The following is a 20,065-nucleotide window of genomic DNA, read 5'->3' as shown; positions in this document are numbered from 1 at the left end:
AGAAAACTTAGACTTGGGAAAGATAATTATTATCTAAATCAATTCCCTAATTTTTTAAATGAAATTGCCCTGGCATTTTACAGGCTTGTGGTGTAAGCCTAGACTTTTTTGCTTACTTTTTTGGGCGATGCAAAAAAGTAAAGAAGCCTCTTTGTCATCCACAGCGCAACACAGCTAAACGTAGGATCTCTACCATTAAAACAAACAACCCAACACACCCTTTACCATTCAAAAGCTACTCCTTCACCTTTCCTTCATATCTCCTTCACCTTTACTTCATATAAAAGGTATGGTAAGGGTACCACAGCACCTACCAAAACAAAATCTGCTTACCTTGCCAAATAACATAATGTTCCAATGGAAAAGCCACATCTTACTTAAAACACAGCTGCATTTTAAGTAAATTTTAACATTTAGCTTACCACTCTATGTACGCTTGTGCAACTATCTTTGTGAAACGAACATTAATAAAAATTTAAGCATTTTTTACAAAAGGACAAACCGATATATTACCAAGATTCATGCGTATTAACAACTTCCTGTTTTCAATATGTTGCTTTTCCATATTAATAAGCACTGTGGGCTTTGCCCAAGACCAAACGTTAAAAATTATAGGACGTGTTATAGATGCCCAAAGTCAACAACCCATAGAGTACGCTACCATTTCAATAGTGGATAGCACAACCAACAACCCAGTTACTGGGGCAGTTTCCAATAACGAAGGAGATTTTAATTTTACTACCATTGCTTCCAATTTCTACATAGAAATTAGTTTTATGGGATATAATGCATTGAAAATTAAAACATTTAATATTGTTAAGAAAACAATCGATTTAAGTGTTTTGGCATTAACAGAAAACTTAGAAGCTTTGGGTGAAGTTGTAGTACGCGCCGAAAAGTCGCAAACAGAATTTAAGTTAGACAAGCGCGTATTTCATGTAGGAGCAGACATAAGTTCTACGGGTGCCAGTGCACTCGAAGTATTAAACAATGTACCCTCCGTAAATGTAAGTATCGAAGGCGTAATTAGTTTGCGCGGTAGCCAAGGCGTACAAATACTAATTAATGGCAAACCCTCTGTTTTGGCTTCTGCCGAAGGTAATGCCTTGGGGACAATTACTGCCGATATGATTGAAAAAATTGAGGTTATTACCAATCCCTCTGCCAAGTACGATGCAGAAGGAACAGCAGGTATTATAAACATTGTCATAAAAAAGTCCGAAAAACGTGGCTTAAACGGCTCGGCAACCCTAAACGTAGGAACGCCAACCAGTAATAGTGTGGGCTTAAGCCTTAACAAACGTACCGAGAAGTTTAACCTGTTCACACAAATGGGAATTGGGAAACGTACCTTTCCCAATAAAACCAAATCCATAAACAGGGACATTAGCAACGATACCACAATTACAAGTTCAGGATCTGGTGATTTTAACGAAAAGTTTGCCAATATCCTACTTGGAACCGATTACCACATTAACGATTACAATGTTGTGACGCTTTCTGGATCCTATGCATACGAAGTTGAAGACCAGTTTTTTGATGCTACCTATAATAAAATGTATGGAGACAACACGCTGGCAAATAGTTGGCTTAGGGCAGAAACAACCGAAGCCACCAACCCTAAATTACGCTATGAGTTGCAATACAAAAAAGACTTTAAACGTCACGAAGACCAAGACCTGTTGTTCAGTGCCTTAGGTAGCTCCTTTGCAAAAGACCAATCGTCTGTATTTAACAATACCCCTATTACCGGTACAGTTCCTGAAACCCAACAAGATACACGTACCGATTATAAGTTAGAAGACTATACCTTTAAATTGGACTACACCCACCCCTTTTTAGAGAAATATACCCTGGAAACAGGTGGACAATACGCTATTAACAATGTATCCAACGATTATGTAGTACGTGATTTTATAGATAACGATTGGCTAACTAACCCCAATCTAACCAATCAGTTTGATTTTGACCAAAGTGTATTGGCTTTCTACGGAACCTTGGCATACGAAGGGGACATTTGGGGTCTTAAACTAGGGTTAAGACTCGAACATACCGATGTCGCTACACTATTGCGAACAACTAATGAAGCAAACAGCAATAACTATACAAACTTTTTTCCCAGTGTGCATACGTCGTACAAACTTTCCGAAAACCATTCGTTACAAGCAGGCTTTTCCAAACGCATAAACAGGCCGAGGTTGCGACAATTAAATCCGTTTAATAACATTAGAAATAACTTTAATATTTATAGAGGCAACCCCGATTTGATGCCAGAATATACAGACTCTTACGAACTGACCACCATCCATAAATTGGAAAACCTGTCCCTTAATTTTAGTCTGTACCACCGATATACCACAGATGTCATTGAAAATATTATCACTTTTCAAAACAATATTACTACCTCACAACCCGAAAATATAGGAACAAGCAACACAACAGGGTTTGAATTTAATGGTAAATACACTCCCGTTAAATGGTTTACTTTATCAAATGACTTTAACATCAATTTCTTTAAAAGAGAAGGTATATTTAACACACAAACATTCGATTTTAAAGGCAATAGGTGGTCATCCAATATGACCTCCAAATTCAAGCTTCCTTCAGAATTCGATTTAGAACTCTCAGGTAATTATGAATCAAAATTTACAACCGTTCAAGGAGAAGAATCCAATCGTTTATATGCCGATATGGGTATTCGTAAGAAAATATTAAAAGGGAAAACCATTTTAAATTTGAGTATACGTGATGTTTTTGCATCACGCGTGGATAAATATACTTCCTCCCAATCTAACTTTTACGCCTTTAACAGTAGAAAACGAGGACGTTTTCTAACCTTTGGCATTAGCTATGGCTTTGGCAAAGGCGAAGCTATGGAGTTCTCTGGCCAAAGGCGTTAGTATTTATTACCTGTTTATTTCCCTGCTGCTAGCATATAAGCTATTAAATTAGTTAGCTCCTTGGCGTTCATACTATTGACTAGCCGGGGTGGCATAGGTGATACAGGAGATGGCTCCACCCTTAATATACTGTCGTTCTTAATTTTAATAGTACTATCTAAAGCAAAGGCATTAGTACTCAATTCTAACGTCGTTTCATCTTTATTGATGACGATCCCCGTTACAACAGAACCATCCTTCATGTAGTAGTTAGAATAGCGATAGCGGTCGCCAATTGTTCCCGAAGGATTCACGATAGCCTCTCCTATGTCTCCTACAGTAAATCTGGAACCAATTTTGGTTAACTCTGGACCAGAGCTTCCTCCCTCTCCTTTAATGCTATGGCAAGACACGCATAAAGCAGCTTTAAACATTTGTTCACCATAAGCTATATCTGCATTGGCTTTGTTTGCTTCGTAGGCAGACATGAGCAGTTCCACCGTCCAGTTAACACCGGGGCCAACAGGTTGCTTAACAGTACCGACTTCCTTTATAACTTCAGGTTCCTTAATATCAGACAAGGCCAAAAAGTGCGCTTTGCTATCTTCAGGAACATGCAAAAGAGCTTGCTTTTGAATTGCTTTTATAAACTTGGTATACATTTTACCACCTGCCTTTCGAAGCGCCTTGCCATACCAAGTAAAATAACGTTCCCGTAAATCGGGTGTCCATCCCTCGTTTAGATAACTCAAGCTCTTAGCGTAACTAATGTGCTGAGCATTGGGCATGTTACGTAGCATGTTCTCTACGTCCTGCCCATACTGTTCGCTGCGTTGCGTAATGGCTTTCGATAAATACTGGGTTTTCATACTTTCTGTACCCGTATCCGTTGCCATAGCACCCAATGTTGGTGCTATAATCTTGCTGGCTTGAATGTAACTTAAAACCTTACATGCCTCTTCATTAACCGCATTGCTTTCGGCTAAATAACTGGGGAGTAATATTCTTTTTATTCTTTCGGTATAGCGACTGGATATAGGTTCCTGCATTCGTATTAACAGCAAATCAATACCTCTTAAAAAGTCTGCTTTTTCTGTAGGATTCAGGGTGTTCCAATCCATTTCCAATAGAATATCTAAAGCCTTTAATCGGTCGTTGTCGTTACCGTATTTGGCAATTGCCAATGATAACGCTATGGTTTTAGTTACAGAAAGACCTGGCTGCATTGCGTCTTTCCACAGTTCGTAGTTTAAGTGTTCTAAAGCGATACGAGCCGCAAAGCGTATAAATCGGTCTTCGTGGTCTAAGTGTTTTAATATAAAAGACAACTTTTCCTTAGAAGGCTTTAAATGTAATGTTTCCAGCTTTTGTCGTAAACGCCTTTGTTTCTTCCCTTTAGAACGCTCCTTAAGATCTAATACTTTCGAATCCAGTTCCCCTTTGTAGTCTACCCTATAGAGTCCAGATTCAAGACGCCTGCCACCCGTTAAAAAATACAACGCACCATCATTTCCTACTACACCATTAGTAAGAGGTAATGGTACCCCAGATAAGAATTCTGTAATTTCGGCATGGTATGAGCTTCCCTGTGGGCTTAGCTTGGCATGGTATATGGTTCCATAACTCCAATCAAATAAAAAGAGGCCTTTTTGGTAGTATGCAGGAAATCTAAGTCCCTTACCCCCTATTACACCAGTTGGCGAACCTTGTCCAAGATTGGCAATGCCAGGCAAGTTATCTGGATAAAAATCCTTGAATTTTCCTGTACCAGTACGCCAACCGTAATCAGCACCCATAGTCATATGATTTAAGCGGATAGGCCTGTACCAGGGCATTCCCATATCGTATTCCATGTCAGAATCAAAACCAAACAATTCACCATCTCTATTAAAAGCCAGATCATAAGTGTTTCTCGTGCCCACATTAAAAAGTGTCCAGTGTTTACCTTCCAGATCTGTTTTTACTACCCAACCACCTGGGGCCTTTCTATCGTTAGCATGTCCGCTGGGATCTTTAATAACAGGCAGTAAGTTGTCTTCGCCCCAAACATCTGGTACAGCTCCCCTAACATCCACAGGGATGTCTGTATGATTGCCAAAAACTAGGAACAAGGATGTTTCATCTGGTGACAAAACAATATTATGAGGGCCATGCTCACCCTCACCGTGAATTGCTTTTAATTGCCTTACGGTATTTAATCTAAAGAATTCCTCGTCAGCTTGCTGCGGGGTTTAGCTGAAAAGTTTGAAAAACGGAGAGTTTTTCAAAACACTTTAAAAAAGTGTATATTGGATTTATGAGTGAACATATTCACAAGCGACATAATAAAAGTCAGCTGTTGTATCATATAGTTTGTCCAATAAAATATAGGCGTTCAATTTTGTCTGATCGTGTTAACTCTAGCATAGTTTTAGTGTGTTCAGAGATAGAAAACAGATATGATATCTATTTTATAGAGATAGGTTTAGATGAAAACCATGTTCATTTTTTAGTTCAGAGTGTTCCGATGTATTCTCCAAAAAAGATAGTGCAAACGGTCAAGAGTATATTGGCAAGGGAAGTCTTTCGTCTTCATCCAGAAGTAAAAGAGCAATTATGGGGAGGTCAGTTTTGGTCAAACGGGTATTATGTAAATACGGTCGGTCAATATGCTAACGAAGAAGTGATAAAGAACTATTTAAAGAATCAAGGAAAACAAAAAGAATATAAACAGATTCATTCAAGTCAATTGAGACTATTTGAATAATTGAGATACCTCGTCAGCTTGCTGCGGGGTCATTCATTTCCCTGCCACCTGTGGAATCGTAAACCTTGTACAATCCACTCTCTATGGATTTGTCATTAGAATTAACCAAGGCATACAACACTTTTTTATGCCAAAGTAACCCCTGGGCACGTCCAATATTTATATTTAACTTTTCAACATGTAAACTGTCGGGGCTTTCCGAATTGCTTACAAGGGTAGATTTATAAATACTCCCATATTGATCTGATGTATAAAAATGGCCTTGGTCGTCTTTTGTAATACTAACCCATGAACCTTGAGCATTCGCCATTGGCTGGTATAGTTTTGTAACCGTAAAACCTTTTGGAAGTGTGATGTTATCTATTGTAATGCGCTCAATAATAGGTGTTTCGTTATCGGGGTCTTCACAAGAAGTAGAGCTCAATATAGCAATTATACCAAGCAATAACAGAAATGCTTTTCTCATAGATATTAACGTGAAATAGTTTACTCGATACAAAACCCTTATCGAATTTCGAATCATAGTATAAAACGATTTAACTTATTTGTAAATTACTTAATGTTACCAATATAAGCTAAATTTTACTTTTATGGTGTCCTGCCCATAATTAATGTGTTTATGTGTAAACATGTAATGGGCAAAAAAACTTTTGCTATGTATCTAGGAGCGTATGGTACTTTTTTATTAATGTATAGTAGCCATAACCGTATTCGGTTTCCTTATTGTTGGTTTTATCCAGTAAATAAACACTAAGTTTGGTAACAGCCCGTTGCATTTTGTAGTAGTTTAATAGGGTCTGGTTAAAAAAGTGGGGAGCATTGAGTTGTTTGTTGTACGAAGTAAGAAACATTTTAGCATCATCGGCTCTGCCGTAAAAATCAAGATCAACCAATAGCGCTGCTATATCATCCAATAGGTCGATATTTCTGTATGTTGGATCAAACTCAATACAATCAATAATAGAAATGTGTTTATTCATAATAAATACATTTCCAGCGTGTAAATCACCATGGACATTTCTAATAAAATGCCTAGCCAATCTTTCTGAAAATAGATCTTTATGAATATCCAAAAAGCGATTGGAAGTAGCGATTATCGTTTCGATCATGTTTGTGCCCGGAGTACCAAACACCTTGAAAATACTGTCCTTTAATTCCAAGACTTGTCTTAATCGGTATTTTAGTTTATTGTAGTTGAATAGTGAACAAATATCCGAAGCCTTATGAATGGAACTAATTTGCATGGCCAGCTGTTGGAGTTCATCTTTTTTAATGGATAAACCTCGTTTATAAATATTGGATAGGAAATAATTACTATTAAGGCGTTTCATCTTAACAGCATAGTCTATAATATGCTTGCTTTCACCTCCTAAATTGTATACGTTGTCGTGATAAGTGACAGGCAATACTTTTAAGTACACTTCGGGAGCAAACCTACTGTTTAGCCTAAGCTCTTCCTCACAGTAAAATTTTCGTTTTGATAATTCTGAGTAGTCCAGAAACTTAAACTTAACAGGCTTTTTTATTTTGAAAACATAGGCATCGCATAGCAGTATCCAAGCACTATGCGTTTCAATACACTCCTCGTAACCATAGATGTCTTTAAGAGTTGGAGACCGGCATAAGCCTGTTATATCTCGAGTATTCATAGTTTTTAAGCATTCAGAGGTGTTTTAAAGAACTAAGATAATTAACAACGCTGCCAGAATCATTGTTACCAATAACAAGGGTAGATTTTTCTTTAATGCTTGGAATGGCATTGTTAACAGCAATGGCCGTATCGGCCATGTTAAACATTTCCAAGTCATTCACGCTATCCCCAAAAACTGTCAAAAGTTTATCTGTATAGTCGTATTGTTCCATAATAAACTTAATAGCCTTTGACTTGTTGGCCATGTGGCTGTGTACTGTTAGCCAAAACCATCCTTTGGAATATTGATTTTCAAATAAATGAACTTCCACACCATGGGAATAATTTTCAAGAATAAAGGTTTTTAGGCGTTCAAGTCTTTCTTTTTTGTCTATAAATGTAAAACAGGTGATTTCACTGGAAGCCGCTGTAGATAATGACTTATCTGAAATTAACAGTTGACCCTTGCAATGCTTTCTGTCTTTTAAGTACCACTGTTCGCCTCCATTTTCTAAGCCATAATAAACGATACCGTCCTTATTATCTTTATGGTTGGAGATAAACACCCCACGGTTATTCTTTTTTATATATTCAAGAAGCCCTTCTTTAATAGATTGCTCAATTCCGTTAATTTGAATATGCTGCATTTTATTAATGTCAGAAATATATGCGCCGTTAAGGTTAATAACGGGTAGGCTTAAAGGTATTCCGTGCAACATTCGGGCAATAGTAGTTAGGTTTCGTGCACTAGCAACACCAAATAGCAATCCTTTATCAATCAAATTTTTAAGACCTTGAGAGCATGCTAATGATAATTTGGCATTATTGTTTAATAAGGTGCCGTCCAGATCTGAATAAAAGATAGTATTTGATAAATTAGACTCTTTAAACATATTGCAACTTCATTATTCCTACATCTTTAGATTGTAATGGTTGAGAAGGACGTATTTCCAATTCTCCTAGAAGCATATCTGTATTGGAATTGATAATTGAGTAAATGCACTGGGCAATACTTTCTGGTTGTATTTTTTTGTTGGCATGTCCCTTGGGTCTGTTGTTAATAGCCCCAGCATTTATCAAGGTAGTTCGTATACCATAGGATCGTGTTTCTTGTATAAATACTTCAACCATTGCTTTTAATGCTGCTTTTGTGCTACAGTAAGCCATACCTCCTTCAAAGTAATGGCTTGCAGCGTGGCTTCCCATAACCGTTATATAGGTTTTAGATTCCTTAAATATAGGTAATAAGGATTTTAATAGATAAAAAATAGCTGTATAATTAACAGCTACAGAGTTTCTCCAATCTTCATATGCCATTTCTTCCATGAATGATAGTTTTCTAATGGCTGCATTTAAAACACATACATCAATGGATATCTTGTTCTCAACAAGTACTTCACATATATCGATAATCCGATCGGGATAACGAAGGTCGCACTCAATTTCTCCTAACCAGGCTTCCTTTTTTAGTGTTTTATTGAGCGATATAATGGTGTACCCTTTATCGTAAAAATATTTAGCTATACCATAACCCGTACCTCTGTTTGAACCTGTAATTAATAAGGTTTTATTACGCATCACTTCGATTTTAAATCTGTTATTAAATCTGTCCATACTTCAACAATTTCGTGATGGTCTTTGCCGCTACGAAACAAATCCTTATCGAGGGAGGCCCCCGTTTCAGATTTTAGCCGCATACAGTCTGGTGAAATCTCTGATGTGATACATACTTCCCCCTCTTTATTAGTTCCGAAAATAAGACAAAAATCTACTAAAACTCTCGGATAAAGCCATTCGCTCAAGATATTATTGGTCTTTAAGGCTAGGCTCTTAAGTAATTCGGGGTTTTCTCCATATTCTCTTAGATAATCTGCACTTATTGGTAAATCTTCAGGATCTATCCTATAATCGAATTTAACTATAGGGTTAGAAAATTTATAATTGTCTTGAAAGAGGCCTGGATATTTTCGCTGTGTAGAACCAACGGCATAATTTTTTACGATCACTTCAAAAGGGGGACTCGAACATTTTTGTGTTAAATAAACGTCTTTATCCAAGCGTTTAACATAAGCAGTTGGTATATTATGCTTATTTAATAAAGCAACAGCCATTTCGTAAAAGTCCAAACGTAAGTTTTGTGTTTTATCTACCATTTCATGCCGGTTATAGGTAAAACTAGATAATGAAGGGATTAATTTTGCTACATAATGATTAGCATCGTAATCGTACAAATGTTTGCTTCGTCCTTTTACAACAGGACTTTGTTTTAGAATGTCACTAATTGTTGTTTGTGTTTCCATGTTAAATGTTTTAATTCAGAATCTGAATTCCTTAATTATTATACTTAGAGTTTTAGTTACAAATTCCAATAATCTCTTTCCTTAACACTAAAAGGCGGTTTTAAAGTTATTTTGAACTTTTCAGGATTCGATTTTATCCAATTTCTGGTAGATTTAGGTAACTCTTTGAGAATATTATTGTAGATTTTCTTTTCTACAGTCAATGCAATAGTAGGTGCTTCTAATGGAGGGGATTTGAGTTCGACCTGAATTTCAATTGCATTCCCAGACTTAATCATTTTAAATAGAGGCCAATTATTCTTATCGTTGTCCTTAAAAATGTGAAACCCAGAAGGCGCTCTGTTTAATTCTGCAATAGCATCTATAGATTTTGCTACTTCTGCTTCACCAAAGTAGATATAGGGAGCCACTTTTATACAGCGTTTTAAACGACCTCTAAAACGATAAACCAATGTACCTTTATTACACATTACTGTGTCGACATCAATGAGGTCTCCTGTGCGATAACGTATTAAGACAAAACGTTGTGTAAAAGGAAAAAGTGGCGTTAAAACAAGTTCCCCTGTACCCGTTTTAATGGAGGTGTTGGTTTCTAAATCAATAAGCTCGGGAACAACAAACGGATCGAAATGGTAACCATCACATTCCTTACAATATTTAGCACCTCCAAACATTTCAGACATCGAATAGTTATCATGAATAGGCACCTTAAAATAGGCTTCAAAGATTTCGCGTCTACTTTTAGGAACTGGCCATCCAAAAACTGTAATGGATTTAAGTTGACCTGGAGGAATTTCAATGTTGTTTTCTGTTAGGTATTGATGTAAATAACTCAGTCCCATAACAGTGGTGTTCATCTGACTGACCTTATTTTCAATACCCTTGAAATTAAATTTGTTCTGTAATAACCAAGCTGTCCTTATGATTCCATAATCTTTGGTCAACTCAATCATAAAGTTGTAGCCTATACCTGGTAGTCGTAAAACAGCACCGTGATTCATGGAACCTTCAACAATACCCAAAGGCTTAGCTTTGTTAGACTTAAGTACACCCGATTGCAGTATAGAAAAAAAGTTTTGAAGGTATAATTGTTCTTCTTGTGAACGCTCAATCAATAATGGTGGTTGCTTCGTAGTTCCCGTGGTAAACGTTACAAATCCAAAGGTTGTAATTTCAGATAGTATTTTGGATTGGTTTGCATAGAGTTCGCACTTGTCTATCATAGGCAATATGTTTAAGTGCTCAGCCCGCCAATCATGTTTGTCTGGTATTAATTTAGAATAATAAGGGGCATGCTTTCGAGCCATACTTAGAGTAAGGCTCAGTAATTTATTGGTTAATAATTCTCGGCCTTGATGGTATATAACAGGCTCTGTGAGTACGTATGAAAATAAAGGAGCAAGCACGTTCGATCCCACATGATTTGGCTCCCACACTTCTGGTAACTCCTTAATTTTTGACAAAAAAATCTCTGGCGTCATAAACGAGAAATTATTATAAGCTTTTTGAATCTAGACTCGAATGTCTAAATTGCCGTAAAAGAATATGGTATTGTGGCTATTTTTTTGGGGTAGCTATTTCCGAAATTATACTTGATATGGCTTGACCAAAAGCAACAGGTTCTGCAGTAGCTAGTTTTGAAAAAACAGCTGGTTCTGCTGCAGCTATTTCCCCAATTATTGCTGGCTCAGCCGCTGCTACTTCTGCAAATAATGCAGGCTCAGCAACCATCATTTCACCCAAAATAACGGGCTCAGAAGAAGCAATTTCTGAAAGCATTGCTGGTTCGGTTGATAAAATGTTTTCTATCATCGCTGGTTCAGCAGATAATATTTCGCTTATTACAGTTGGTTCTGCTGCTGCTATTTCAGACATTATAGAATTTTCGTTGGCAAGGAATTTGCTCACCGATCCTGCTTCTTGAGCAAGTGAATCAAAGTGAATGGATTTTTTAGACTTTTCCATAATTAAAATAGTTTTTTAGGTTACTAATATTTTTGTGAGAGAAAAGCCTTAAGGCCTTGTTGAGCCAAAACTAAAAAAATATAAATTCAAAAACAATATAATTGTAATATTTTTCATTAATATACGTAAGCGAATACTATTTTATGTTGAAATATAAGACAATATGTTAGAGTGTAAGCAAGTACACAAATGGATGACACCTCTACTCCTATTGTGTTGGTTTTAAAGCTTAAAAGTAACAAGAACAATAACTCCTCAAGAGTTTTAACACTCTCTACGTAACAAAGGTTACGAATGTTTACTATATCGGTTGCTAATTTTGCCTCATAAATTATAACATCATAGTAAAACACATGAAATATTCAATCATACATCTCACTCTATTCGTTCTGTTACCGACTTTCAGGTTACAGGCACAAGAATATGTACAAATAACCAAATCTGAGGTTTTAGGCAAAGTGGCAGAGGTCAACACCAATATTAAGATCGCAGAACAGGAATTTATGAAGGCTAAAGCCGATTACCGACAAACCAATGCTGTGTTTTTACCCAATATAGCGGCATCGCATATGGGGATAGCGACTACCAATCCATTAATGGCCTTTGGTTCAAAACTAAACCAAGAGATTTTAATACAAAGTGATTTTAATCCTAATATGCTAAACAATCCGTCACAGATAGAGAATTATGCCACCAAATTTGAAATTCAACAACCTTTAATCAATGTAGACGGTATTTTTCAGCGTAGAGCTGCCAAATCGAAAATGGATGCATTGGCTTTGCAGCAGCTAAGAACTTCCGATCATTTAATGCTTGAAGCAAACAAAGCCTATATGCAGTTACAACTAGCTTATAAAACAGCCGAGGTTTTGGAAAAAGCATTACAAACAGCCTTTGCTAATAAAAAAATAGCAGACGATCATTTCAAACAAGGATTTCTGCAATATGCCGATGTACTGAATACCGATGTTCGCGTTTCTGAAATAAAGACGCAGTTGCAAACAGCACATAGCCAGATTCAAAATGCATCCAACTACCTGTCTTTTTTAATGAACGACAATAAGTATGCAACGTATTTGCCAATAGATTCTCTAATAGTCAATTCGGTACAATTTGAAGCTCCCAAAACAGTTTCTGAAAACCGATCGGATATCAAAGCAATGTCTTATGTAACAAAAGCCTATGAAGCAATGAATAAAGCAGATAGAATGGCTTTTTTGCCCCGGTTGAATGCCTTTGGTAGTTATGAACTTTACGACGATAAATTATTTCAAGGAGATGCCAATGGATATTTGTTTGGAGCCCGATTAAGTTGGGATATTTTTAATGGCGGTAAACGTTTTGGAAAAGAGCAAAAGAGCATGGCAGAATTTCAAAAATCGAAACTTGAATACCAACGTTACGTATCTCAAAGTCAGCTGGAATTCAAAAAGGCCAAGCGTATGTACATGGATACCCAAAACAGGTTACACTTGGCAGAGCTTACTTTACAACAATCTGAAGAAGCACTTAAAATAAGAACAAATAGATTTAAAGAAGGATTGGAAAAAACATCCGACCTGTTACTATCCGAATCACAATATGCACAAAAGCAACTAGCTTATTATCAAACTGTTTTTGAGCACAACTATATACAAGCCTACTTACAATTTTTAACCAAAGAATAGATAACATAGTACAAAATAGATTAAATAAGATGAAACGATACAAATACATAATAGCATTAACCACAGTAGCTTTACTTTTCTCTGCCTGTGGCAATAATACGTCAAAGAATGATGTGACGAATACTGTCCCCCTTCGTGTACAGGTAGGCCACACCAATAAAACCAACAACCATCCGTTTTTGGCAGTAAGCGGAAAGGTACAATCCGTTAACAGTGCCGATTTGAGTACCCGTATTATGGGATATGTAGATAACATATATGTTGATGTTGGTGATCGTGTACATAAAGGACAATTACTGATTTCTATCCATATGGCAGACCTACGTGCCAAACGCGCACAGGTTAAAGCCGGTATTGCTGAGGCTGAAGCAGCATTTTTAAATGCTGAAAAAGATTTTAATAGATTCAAGAATCTGTTTGCCAATAATAGTGCTTCCCAAAAAGAGTTGGACGATGTTTCCACACGCTACCATATGACCAAGGCTCGTTTGGAAGCTGCCAATCAGCAACAACAAGAAATAAAGGCACAATTTGAGTATGCAAATATAAAATCACCATTTAATGGCATTGTTACCAGTAAAATGGTAAAGGTTGGTAATATGGCGCAACCAGGACAAACATTGATCTCTGTTGAAGCACCCGATAATTTTGAAGTGATGGCCTCAGTGCCCGAATCGGAAATTACACAAATAAAAAGCGATACTCAGGTAACTGTTGTTATAAAATCCATTAATAAAGAAATAGTCGGTACTGTTACGGAAGTAAGTGCATCTGCTAAAAATACAGGAGGGCAATATTTGGTTAAAGTAGCTTTAGGTAAAACAGATACCCTTGTAAGGTCGGGCATGTTTGCTACCGTGAATTTTCCTGTTAAAAGCAAAGGACTTAATCCCCAAGTATTAATTCCGCAACAAGCTGTTATAAATCATGGAGGGTTGACAGGCATATATACCGTGAGTCAAAATAATACTGCTGTATTGCGATGGTTGCGTTTAGGAAAAACCTTTGGAGACCAGGTGGAAGTATTGTCCGGACTGTCGGAGAACGAAACCTTTATTGTTTCTGCAGAAGGAAAACTTTTTAACGGTGCAAACATAAGTATTCAGTAATTCTAATGTTTTGGTAAACCATAAGAAAGACCTCGCGCTAAGACGGCAATAATAAAATGGTTTATTACATAAATAAACATTAAACTAAAAACACAAGTAGATGAAAGAAGGTTTAGCAGGAAAAATAGCTAGAAGTTTTATAGATTCAAAACTCACAGTACTACTCATGATCGTTTTTATGGTTATTGGGGTGTACAGTTCGTTCTTAATACCACGGGAAGAAGAACCACAAATAGATGTGCCCATAGCCGATATTTTTGTAGGGTACCCGGGAGCCAGTCCCTCCGAGGTAGAATCTCGGGTCATTAAGCCGTTGGAAAAACTTATTTCCAACATCAAAGGGGTGGAATATGTATACTCTACTTCCATGAAAGAGCAAGGAATGGTAATTGTCCAGTTTTATGTTGGCGAAGATATTGAACGCTCCTTTGTGAAGCTTTACAACGAGATTAACAAACACATGGATCAGATGCCTCAAGGCGTCACCTTCCCACTGGTAAAAACCCGTGCTATTGATGACGTACCTATGCTGGCGTTAACCTTATGGAGTGAACATTACGACGATTACCAACTAAGTCAGATCGCTAAAGAATTAAGTGGTGAAATTGAAAAGGCCGGCGATGTATCCATGACCCATAAAATTGGCGGTCGTAACCGTCAGCTCAGGGTTGTATTGGATAAGGATAAATTAGCATCCAGCGGTTTAGACTTCCTATCGGTATCCAAAATGATAACGGCTAATAATTCTCAATTAAGCTCAGGAAGCTTTAATAAGAATGACACTGAATATTTAGTAACTACTGGGCGCTTTTTGGAATCGGTTACCGATATTGAAAACCTGGTAATTGGTGTTTATCAAAATCAGCCTGTTTACTTAAAGCAGGTAGCATCAATTATTGACGGACCAGAAATACCAAACAACTATGTGTCACTAGGGTTTGGTCAGGCCACTAAAAAGGCTCAGTCCTACCCTTCCGAATATCCGGCCGTTACTATATCGGTGGCGAAGCGAAAGGGCGCTGATGCCATGAAAATATCAGAAATAATTATTGACAAAGTAGCACACTTAAAAAAGAACTTAATACCTGACGATGTACATGTAGAGGTGACAAGAAATTACGGAGAAACCGCTTCCCAAAAGGTTTCCGAGCTCTTGATGCATCTTATCGGAGCTATTATAGCCGTAACCCTTGTTGTTATGCTTGCCATGGGGTGGCGTGGCGGTTTGGTTGTCTTCCTATCAGTTCCAATCACCTTTGCTTTAACGCTTTTAAGCTATTATATGTTGGACTATACACTTAACCGTATTACCCTATTTGCATTGGTATTCGTTACAGGTATTGTGGTAGACGATTCCATTATTATCGCCGAGAATATGCACAGGCATTTTAAAATGAAACGACTGCCTTTCAAACAAGCCGCACTTTATGCTATTAACGAGGTTGGAAACCCCACCATATTAGCCACTTTTACAGTTATAGCTTCCGTATTGCCTATGGCTTTTGTTTCGGGCTTAATGGGGCCTTATATGAGTCCAATGCCCATAGGTGCTTCCATAGCCATGCTCCTCTCTTTATTTGTCGCACTAACCATAACACCTTATCTAGGCTACATTTTCCTTAGAGAAAAAGATAAAAAAGTGGGTACTAAAAAGGAGGAACAAAAAGACATTCGAGACAACCTGACTTATAGGCTGTATTCAAAAATAGAAATGCCTTTAATTGAAAATAAGACTCGACGTTGGTTGTTTTTGGGAATTACTTTTCTTCTGCTTATGGGATCTATAGGTTTGTTCTTTACCAAATCGGTAGCTGTAAAAATGCTTCCTTTTGATAATAAGAATGAATTTCAGGTAGTGATAGATATGCCAGAAGGGACTACCTTAGAACGTACAGGTGTAGTAGCCAGAGAGGTGGCTCAGTATTTGTCGACCAGACCAGAAGTAGTAAATTACCAAAGCTATGTGGGGACATCGGCACCTATCACTTTTAACGGATTGGTAAGACATTACGATTTGAGAGGCGGCAGTAATATGGCAGACATTCAGGTTAACCTAACCGATAAGCACGACAGGAGTGCGCAAAGCCATGACATAGCCAAATCCATGCGTCAGGCCATTCAAGATATAGGCAAACCTTATGGCGCCAATATTAAACTGGTTGAGGTACCACCGGGGCCACCTGTACTATCAACAATTGTAGCCGAAATATATGGGCCAGATTACGACGAGCAAATAGATGTAGCCTATAAGGTACAAGATATCTTAAAAAATACTGCTAATGTTGTAGATATCGATTGGATGGTTGAGGACAATCAGGTGGAATACGAATTTATTATCAATAAAGAAAAAGCTATGCTATATGGAGTGGCTCCACAACACATTACTTATACCATGCACATGGCATTGGCAGATAAAGCCATTAGTACATTTTACGATGAGTCTGCTTTCGATCAGGTGAATTTGGTGCTGGCTCTGGATGTAAAGGAAAAATCGACCTTAACAGATATAGCCCAACTTAAAATAAGATCAGATCAAGGCAATTTGGTTACTTTGGCCGATTTGGTGACTATTCAAAAAAACACCAGGGCAAAGAATATTTACCGAAAGAATCAAAAACGGGTAGTCTACGTACTGGCCGATATGGCTGGTTCTTTGGAAAGCCCTGTGTATGCTATTTTGGGAATGGAAGAAAAATTAAAAGCCCTATCCCTTCCTAAAGGGTATACTATGAGTGAATTGTACATCGATCAGCCGGAACATGAAGATGACTTTACCGTAAAATGGGATGGCGAATGGCAAATTACCCTAGAAGTTTTTAGAGATCTAGGTATTGCTTTTCTGGGTGTTATTATCATTATTTATATTCTAATTGTGGGATGGTTTCAAAATTTTAAAGCACCAGTGGTCATGATGGTTGCTATTCCGCTTTCGCTGGTTGGTATTATTCTTGGGCATTGGATTATGGGAGCCTATTTTACAGCAACCTCTTTTATTGGTATGATTGCCCTTGCGGGTATCATGGTACGGAATTCCGTACTGCTCATTGATTTTGTAAATCTACGCCTTGCGGAAGGTGCTCCACTAAAACAAGCTGTAATTGAAGCTGGAGCGGTAAGGACAACGCCTATACTACTAACCGCAGGAACTGTGGTTATTGGAGCGTTTGTTATACTATTCGATCCTATTTTCCAGGGGCTTGCCATATCCTTGATGGGAGGAACGATTGCCAGTACCGTACTAACGCTTTTGGTGGTTCCTCTGGTATATTACATGATAGAACGTAAAAACTATAAATAAATAACAGATGAAATTAGTCATGGTCACAGCAGTTGAGACGTTTCACAAAGATGTGATACAACTCTTTCGTAAAGCCAATATTGAAGTTTTTAGTGAATCAGATATCGATGGTTACAAAAACACTCCTTCGGTTTTAATTGCCAACAGTTGGTTCCCGAGTACGCAGGGAGGTAATGAATCGAATCTGTTTTTCTCTTTTACCGACGCCGATAAGATAGATACCCTATTTAATTACATAACAGAATTCAATAGTCATCTGGAAACCAATAACCCGATAAGGGCAGTTGTGGTTCCTATTGAAAAATATATTTAACCTTTAAAATTTAATACGATGCTAAATAGATTTATCAGAGCCATTGCAGGAACCTTTGTTTTAATAAGCGTCCTGCTAGGCATGTTTGTGAATGACAATTGGTTTTGGTTCACCTTGTTTGTCGGCGCCAATTTATTGCAATCTTCTTTCACCCAATGGTGTTTAATGGAGAAAATACTGATTAAACTAGGAGTCAAAAACTAGAGTCAATATGGCAAGTAACAAATTGCCATTACAAGCACAACAAAACGATGCGAAGTCCTTTCGATTTATGGAAGGATTTCGCTTTTTATTACTACTAACAATAAAGGTATACTATCATTAATTGGAACCAAAGGATATAATTACTTATTCCTTATCAATATACTCACCTGTTTTGGTATCAGGTTTGCGAAGCTCGGGCATCGTACCAAATACATGATCCCAAAAGGGAGACGATACCCCAAAGGCCTTGTTAGGTTGTCTGTAGTGATGAATAGCGTGGTGGTACCAAAGTGTCTTTAAAAAATTATTGGGCACCTTAAAAATATGCACACTGTAATGCACAGTTAAATATAGGGTATATCCCATTAAAAAACCAGCTAAAAACCCAAACACGTAATCTCCCATAATAGCTCTGTAAAGAATAAAGAAAAATGTAGCCACAATTAAAGCCAATACAGGTGGCATAGCCAAGCGTTGTTTGTCTTTTGGATAATCGTGATGGATACCATGCATCTTATAACTCATGCTTTCCAAAGTATGTGTATGGGGTTTGATGTGATAGATATACCTGTGAAATAGATACTCTATTAAAGTGAATACAAAGGCACCTGTTATAAACAATAGTACCATTACAGGTGTGCTAAATCCTTTTTCTATTATTCCGTAATATACTAAGCAACAGGATATAATTGTAAACAGCACCAACGGAACAGCAATGTGTGTTTTTGTAAGCCGTTCCAAAAAGGGGTTTTTAAATACCCTCCCACTCCCCTTGTACTTAGGGCGTTTAGGTCTGGTCATATGGCTTATTGTTTTAGTGAAGCCATATCGATCACAAAGCGATAATGTACATCACTTTTAAGCATACGCTCGTAGGCCTTATTGATATCCTGAATTGGGATCATTTCTATTTCCGGTGTAATGCCATGTTCACCGCAAAAATCAAGTAACTCTTGTGTTTCTGCAATACCGCCTATTAAAGAACCAGCAACTGTTTTACGTCCCATTATCATAGGCATGGAATTTAAGAAGGGATCCAATGGGCCTAAATACCCAACAATTACTAAAGTACCGTTGGTAGCCAAGGTGCCAACATAAGGATTAATATCGTGAACGTTTGGAACAGTGTCAATGATAACATCAAAACGTCCCTGGACTTCAGCCATTTGATCCTCATCGGTGGAAATAACTACTCTGTCAGCTCCCAGATCGAGTGCATCTTGAATTTTATTAGGCGATCTTGAAAGTAAAGTAACATCGGCTCCAAGGGCATGTGCTAGTTTTACAGCCATATGCCCTAGACCTCCAAGTCCAATAACCGCAATATTACTTCCTTTTCCAACCTTCCAGTGCCTTAAGGGAGACCAGGTGGTAATGCCCGCACAAAGCACGGGTGCTACGGCTACTGGATCCAGATTGTTGGGGACTTTCAATACAAAGTGTTCATCTACCACAATGCTTTCGGAATACCCTCCAAAAGTCTGCATACCTAAATGTTTGTCATGGCCACCATAGGTGCCTACCCATCCTGGACAATATTGCTCAAGATCTTGTTTGCAATTATTACAACTCCTGCATGAATCCACCAAACATCCTACGGCAACCAGATCACCAACCTTATGTTTTGTTACATCGGTCCCAACTCTGGTTACTCTTCCGACTATTTCATGGCCAGGCACTACTGGGTATACGGAAAAGCCCCAATCGTTTCGCGCAAAATGCAGATCGGAATGGCATACGCCGCAATATTCAATCGTTATTTCTACATCCTTTGGCGTAATATCCCTTCTATCAATTATTAACTGTTCCAGATCGGCTTCGGCAGTTTGGGTACCATAGGCTTTAACACGTTTTGCATTCATTTTATTAAGGTTTTAGTTTGCTTTAATCTAAAGAATTCCTCGTCAGCTTGCTGCGGGGTTTAGCTGAAAAGTTTGAAAAACGGAGAGTTTTT

The 20,065-nt window shown here is 37.7% G+C and carries 17 protein-coding genes; 7 read left to right on the top strand and 10 right to left on the bottom strand.

The features are described 5' to 3' along the window. Nucleotides 1-521 precede the first annotated feature (521 nt). Complete coding sequence (locus ABD792_RS18090) at nucleotides 522-2,900, top strand: TonB-dependent receptor (protein ID WP_345007799.1); 2,379 nt, start codon at nucleotides 522-524, stop codon at nucleotides 2,898-2,900. Between the two features lie 14 nt (nucleotides 2,901-2,914). Here ABD792_RS18090 and ABD792_RS18085 read toward each other — a convergent pair whose 3' ends face one another. Further along, on the bottom strand, nucleotides 2,915-5,011 hold the full coding sequence (locus tag ABD792_RS18085) for a c-type cytochrome (RefSeq protein ID WP_345007797.1): 2,097 nt from the start codon (nucleotides 5,009-5,011) through the stop codon (nucleotides 2,915-2,917). 164 nt (nucleotides 5,012-5,175) lie between these two features. On the opposite strand from ABD792_RS18085, the gene tnpA reads away from it, so the two are divergent. Then, nucleotides 5,176-5,625, top strand: coding sequence for an IS200/IS605 family transposase (gene tnpA / locus ABD792_RS18080; protein WP_345007795.1), 450 nt, complete (start codon nucleotides 5,176-5,178; stop codon nucleotides 5,623-5,625). A gap of 13 nt (nucleotides 5,626-5,638) precedes the next feature. Here the strand turns inward: tnpA and ABD792_RS18075 are convergent, their stop codons facing one another. From ABD792_RS18075 to ABD792_RS18045, 7 genes are all read right to left on the bottom strand, one after another. Continuing rightward, entirely contained in the window at nucleotides 5,639-6,091 is a 453-nt protein-coding gene (locus ABD792_RS18075; RefSeq protein ID WP_345007793.1) for a hypothetical protein, read from the bottom strand. A gap of 187 nt (nucleotides 6,092-6,278) precedes the next feature. Then, entirely contained in the window at nucleotides 6,279-7,274 is a 996-nt protein-coding gene (locus ABD792_RS18070; RefSeq protein ID WP_345007791.1) for a hypothetical protein, read from the bottom strand. A 13-nt stretch (nucleotides 7,275-7,287) separates the two neighbouring features. Beyond that, a complete protein-coding gene (locus ABD792_RS18065; protein ID WP_345007789.1) occupies nucleotides 7,288-8,148 on the bottom strand; it encodes an HAD-IIB family hydrolase in 861 nt (286 codons plus the stop codon). Next, a complete protein-coding gene (locus tag ABD792_RS18060; RefSeq protein WP_345007788.1) occupies nucleotides 8,141-8,869 on the bottom strand; it encodes an SDR family NAD(P)-dependent oxidoreductase in 729 nt (242 codons plus the stop codon). The genes ABD792_RS18065 and ABD792_RS18060 overlap by 8 nt, the downstream gene beginning before the upstream one ends. Beyond that, complete coding sequence (locus ABD792_RS18055) at nucleotides 8,833-9,555, bottom strand: phosphoribosylaminoimidazolesuccinocarboxamide synthase (RefSeq protein WP_345007786.1); 723 nt, start codon at nucleotides 9,553-9,555, stop codon at nucleotides 8,833-8,835. Before ABD792_RS18055 ends, ABD792_RS18060 begins: the two co-directional genes overlap by 37 nt. A 56-nt stretch (nucleotides 9,556-9,611) precedes the next feature. After that, entirely contained in the window at nucleotides 9,612-11,036 is a 1,425-nt protein-coding gene (locus tag ABD792_RS18050; protein ID WP_345007784.1) for a phenylacetate--CoA ligase family protein, read from the bottom strand. Nucleotides 11,037-11,112: 76 nt separating this feature from the next. After that, the gene (locus ABD792_RS18045) at nucleotides 11,113-11,520 is read right to left on the bottom strand and encodes a hypothetical protein (RefSeq protein WP_345007782.1); all 408 of its coding nucleotides are present in this window, start codon (nucleotides 11,518-11,520) and stop codon (nucleotides 11,113-11,115) included. A 353-nt stretch (nucleotides 11,521-11,873) separates the two neighbouring features. On the opposite strand from ABD792_RS18045, the gene ABD792_RS18040 reads away from it, so the two are divergent. From ABD792_RS18040 to ABD792_RS18020, 5 genes are all read left to right on the top strand, one after another. Next, nucleotides 11,874-13,187 carry a TolC family protein gene (locus tag ABD792_RS18040; RefSeq protein WP_345007780.1) on the top strand — a complete coding sequence of 438 codons (1,314 nt, stop codon included), beginning with the start codon at nucleotides 11,874-11,876 and terminating at the stop codon, nucleotides 13,185-13,187. Nucleotides 13,188-13,216: 29 nt separating this feature from the next. Beyond that, nucleotides 13,217-14,296 (top strand): efflux RND transporter periplasmic adaptor subunit, encoded by a 1,080-nt coding sequence (locus ABD792_RS18035; protein WP_345007778.1) that lies wholly within the window; start codon nucleotides 13,217-13,219, stop codon nucleotides 14,294-14,296. A 100-nt stretch (nucleotides 14,297-14,396) separates the two neighbouring features. Next, entirely contained in the window at nucleotides 14,397-17,594 is a 3,198-nt protein-coding gene (locus ABD792_RS18030) for an efflux RND transporter permease subunit (RefSeq protein WP_345007776.1), read from the top strand. Nucleotides 17,595-17,601: 7 nt separating this feature from the next. After that, complete coding sequence (locus ABD792_RS18025) at nucleotides 17,602-17,907, top strand: hypothetical protein (protein WP_345007774.1); 306 nt, start codon at nucleotides 17,602-17,604, stop codon at nucleotides 17,905-17,907. A gap of 18 nt (nucleotides 17,908-17,925) precedes the next feature. Continuing rightward, the gene (locus ABD792_RS18020) at nucleotides 17,926-18,111 is read left to right on the top strand and encodes a YgaP family membrane protein (RefSeq protein WP_345007772.1); all 186 of its coding nucleotides are present in this window, start codon (nucleotides 17,926-17,928) and stop codon (nucleotides 18,109-18,111) included. Nucleotides 18,112-18,255: 144 nt separating this feature from the next. On the opposite strand, the gene ABD792_RS18015 is transcribed toward ABD792_RS18020, so the two are convergent. After that, nucleotides 18,256-18,912, bottom strand: coding sequence for a sterol desaturase family protein (locus ABD792_RS18015; protein WP_345007770.1), 657 nt, complete (start codon nucleotides 18,910-18,912; stop codon nucleotides 18,256-18,258). A gap of 5 nt (nucleotides 18,913-18,917) precedes the next feature. Then, complete coding sequence (locus tag ABD792_RS18010; RefSeq protein ID WP_345007767.1) at nucleotides 18,918-19,973, bottom strand: NAD(P)-dependent alcohol dehydrogenase; 1,056 nt, start codon at nucleotides 19,971-19,973, stop codon at nucleotides 18,918-18,920. Nucleotides 19,974-20,065: the final 92 nt, after the last annotated feature.

The organism is Snuella lapsa, assembly GCF_039539345.1.
GTDB classification, from domain to species: Bacteria; Bacteroidota; Bacteroidia; order Flavobacteriales; family Flavobacteriaceae; genus Snuella; species Snuella lapsa.
Note: the sequence above shows the minus strand (reverse complement) of the source record. Positions and strands in the feature narration are given on the sequence as shown.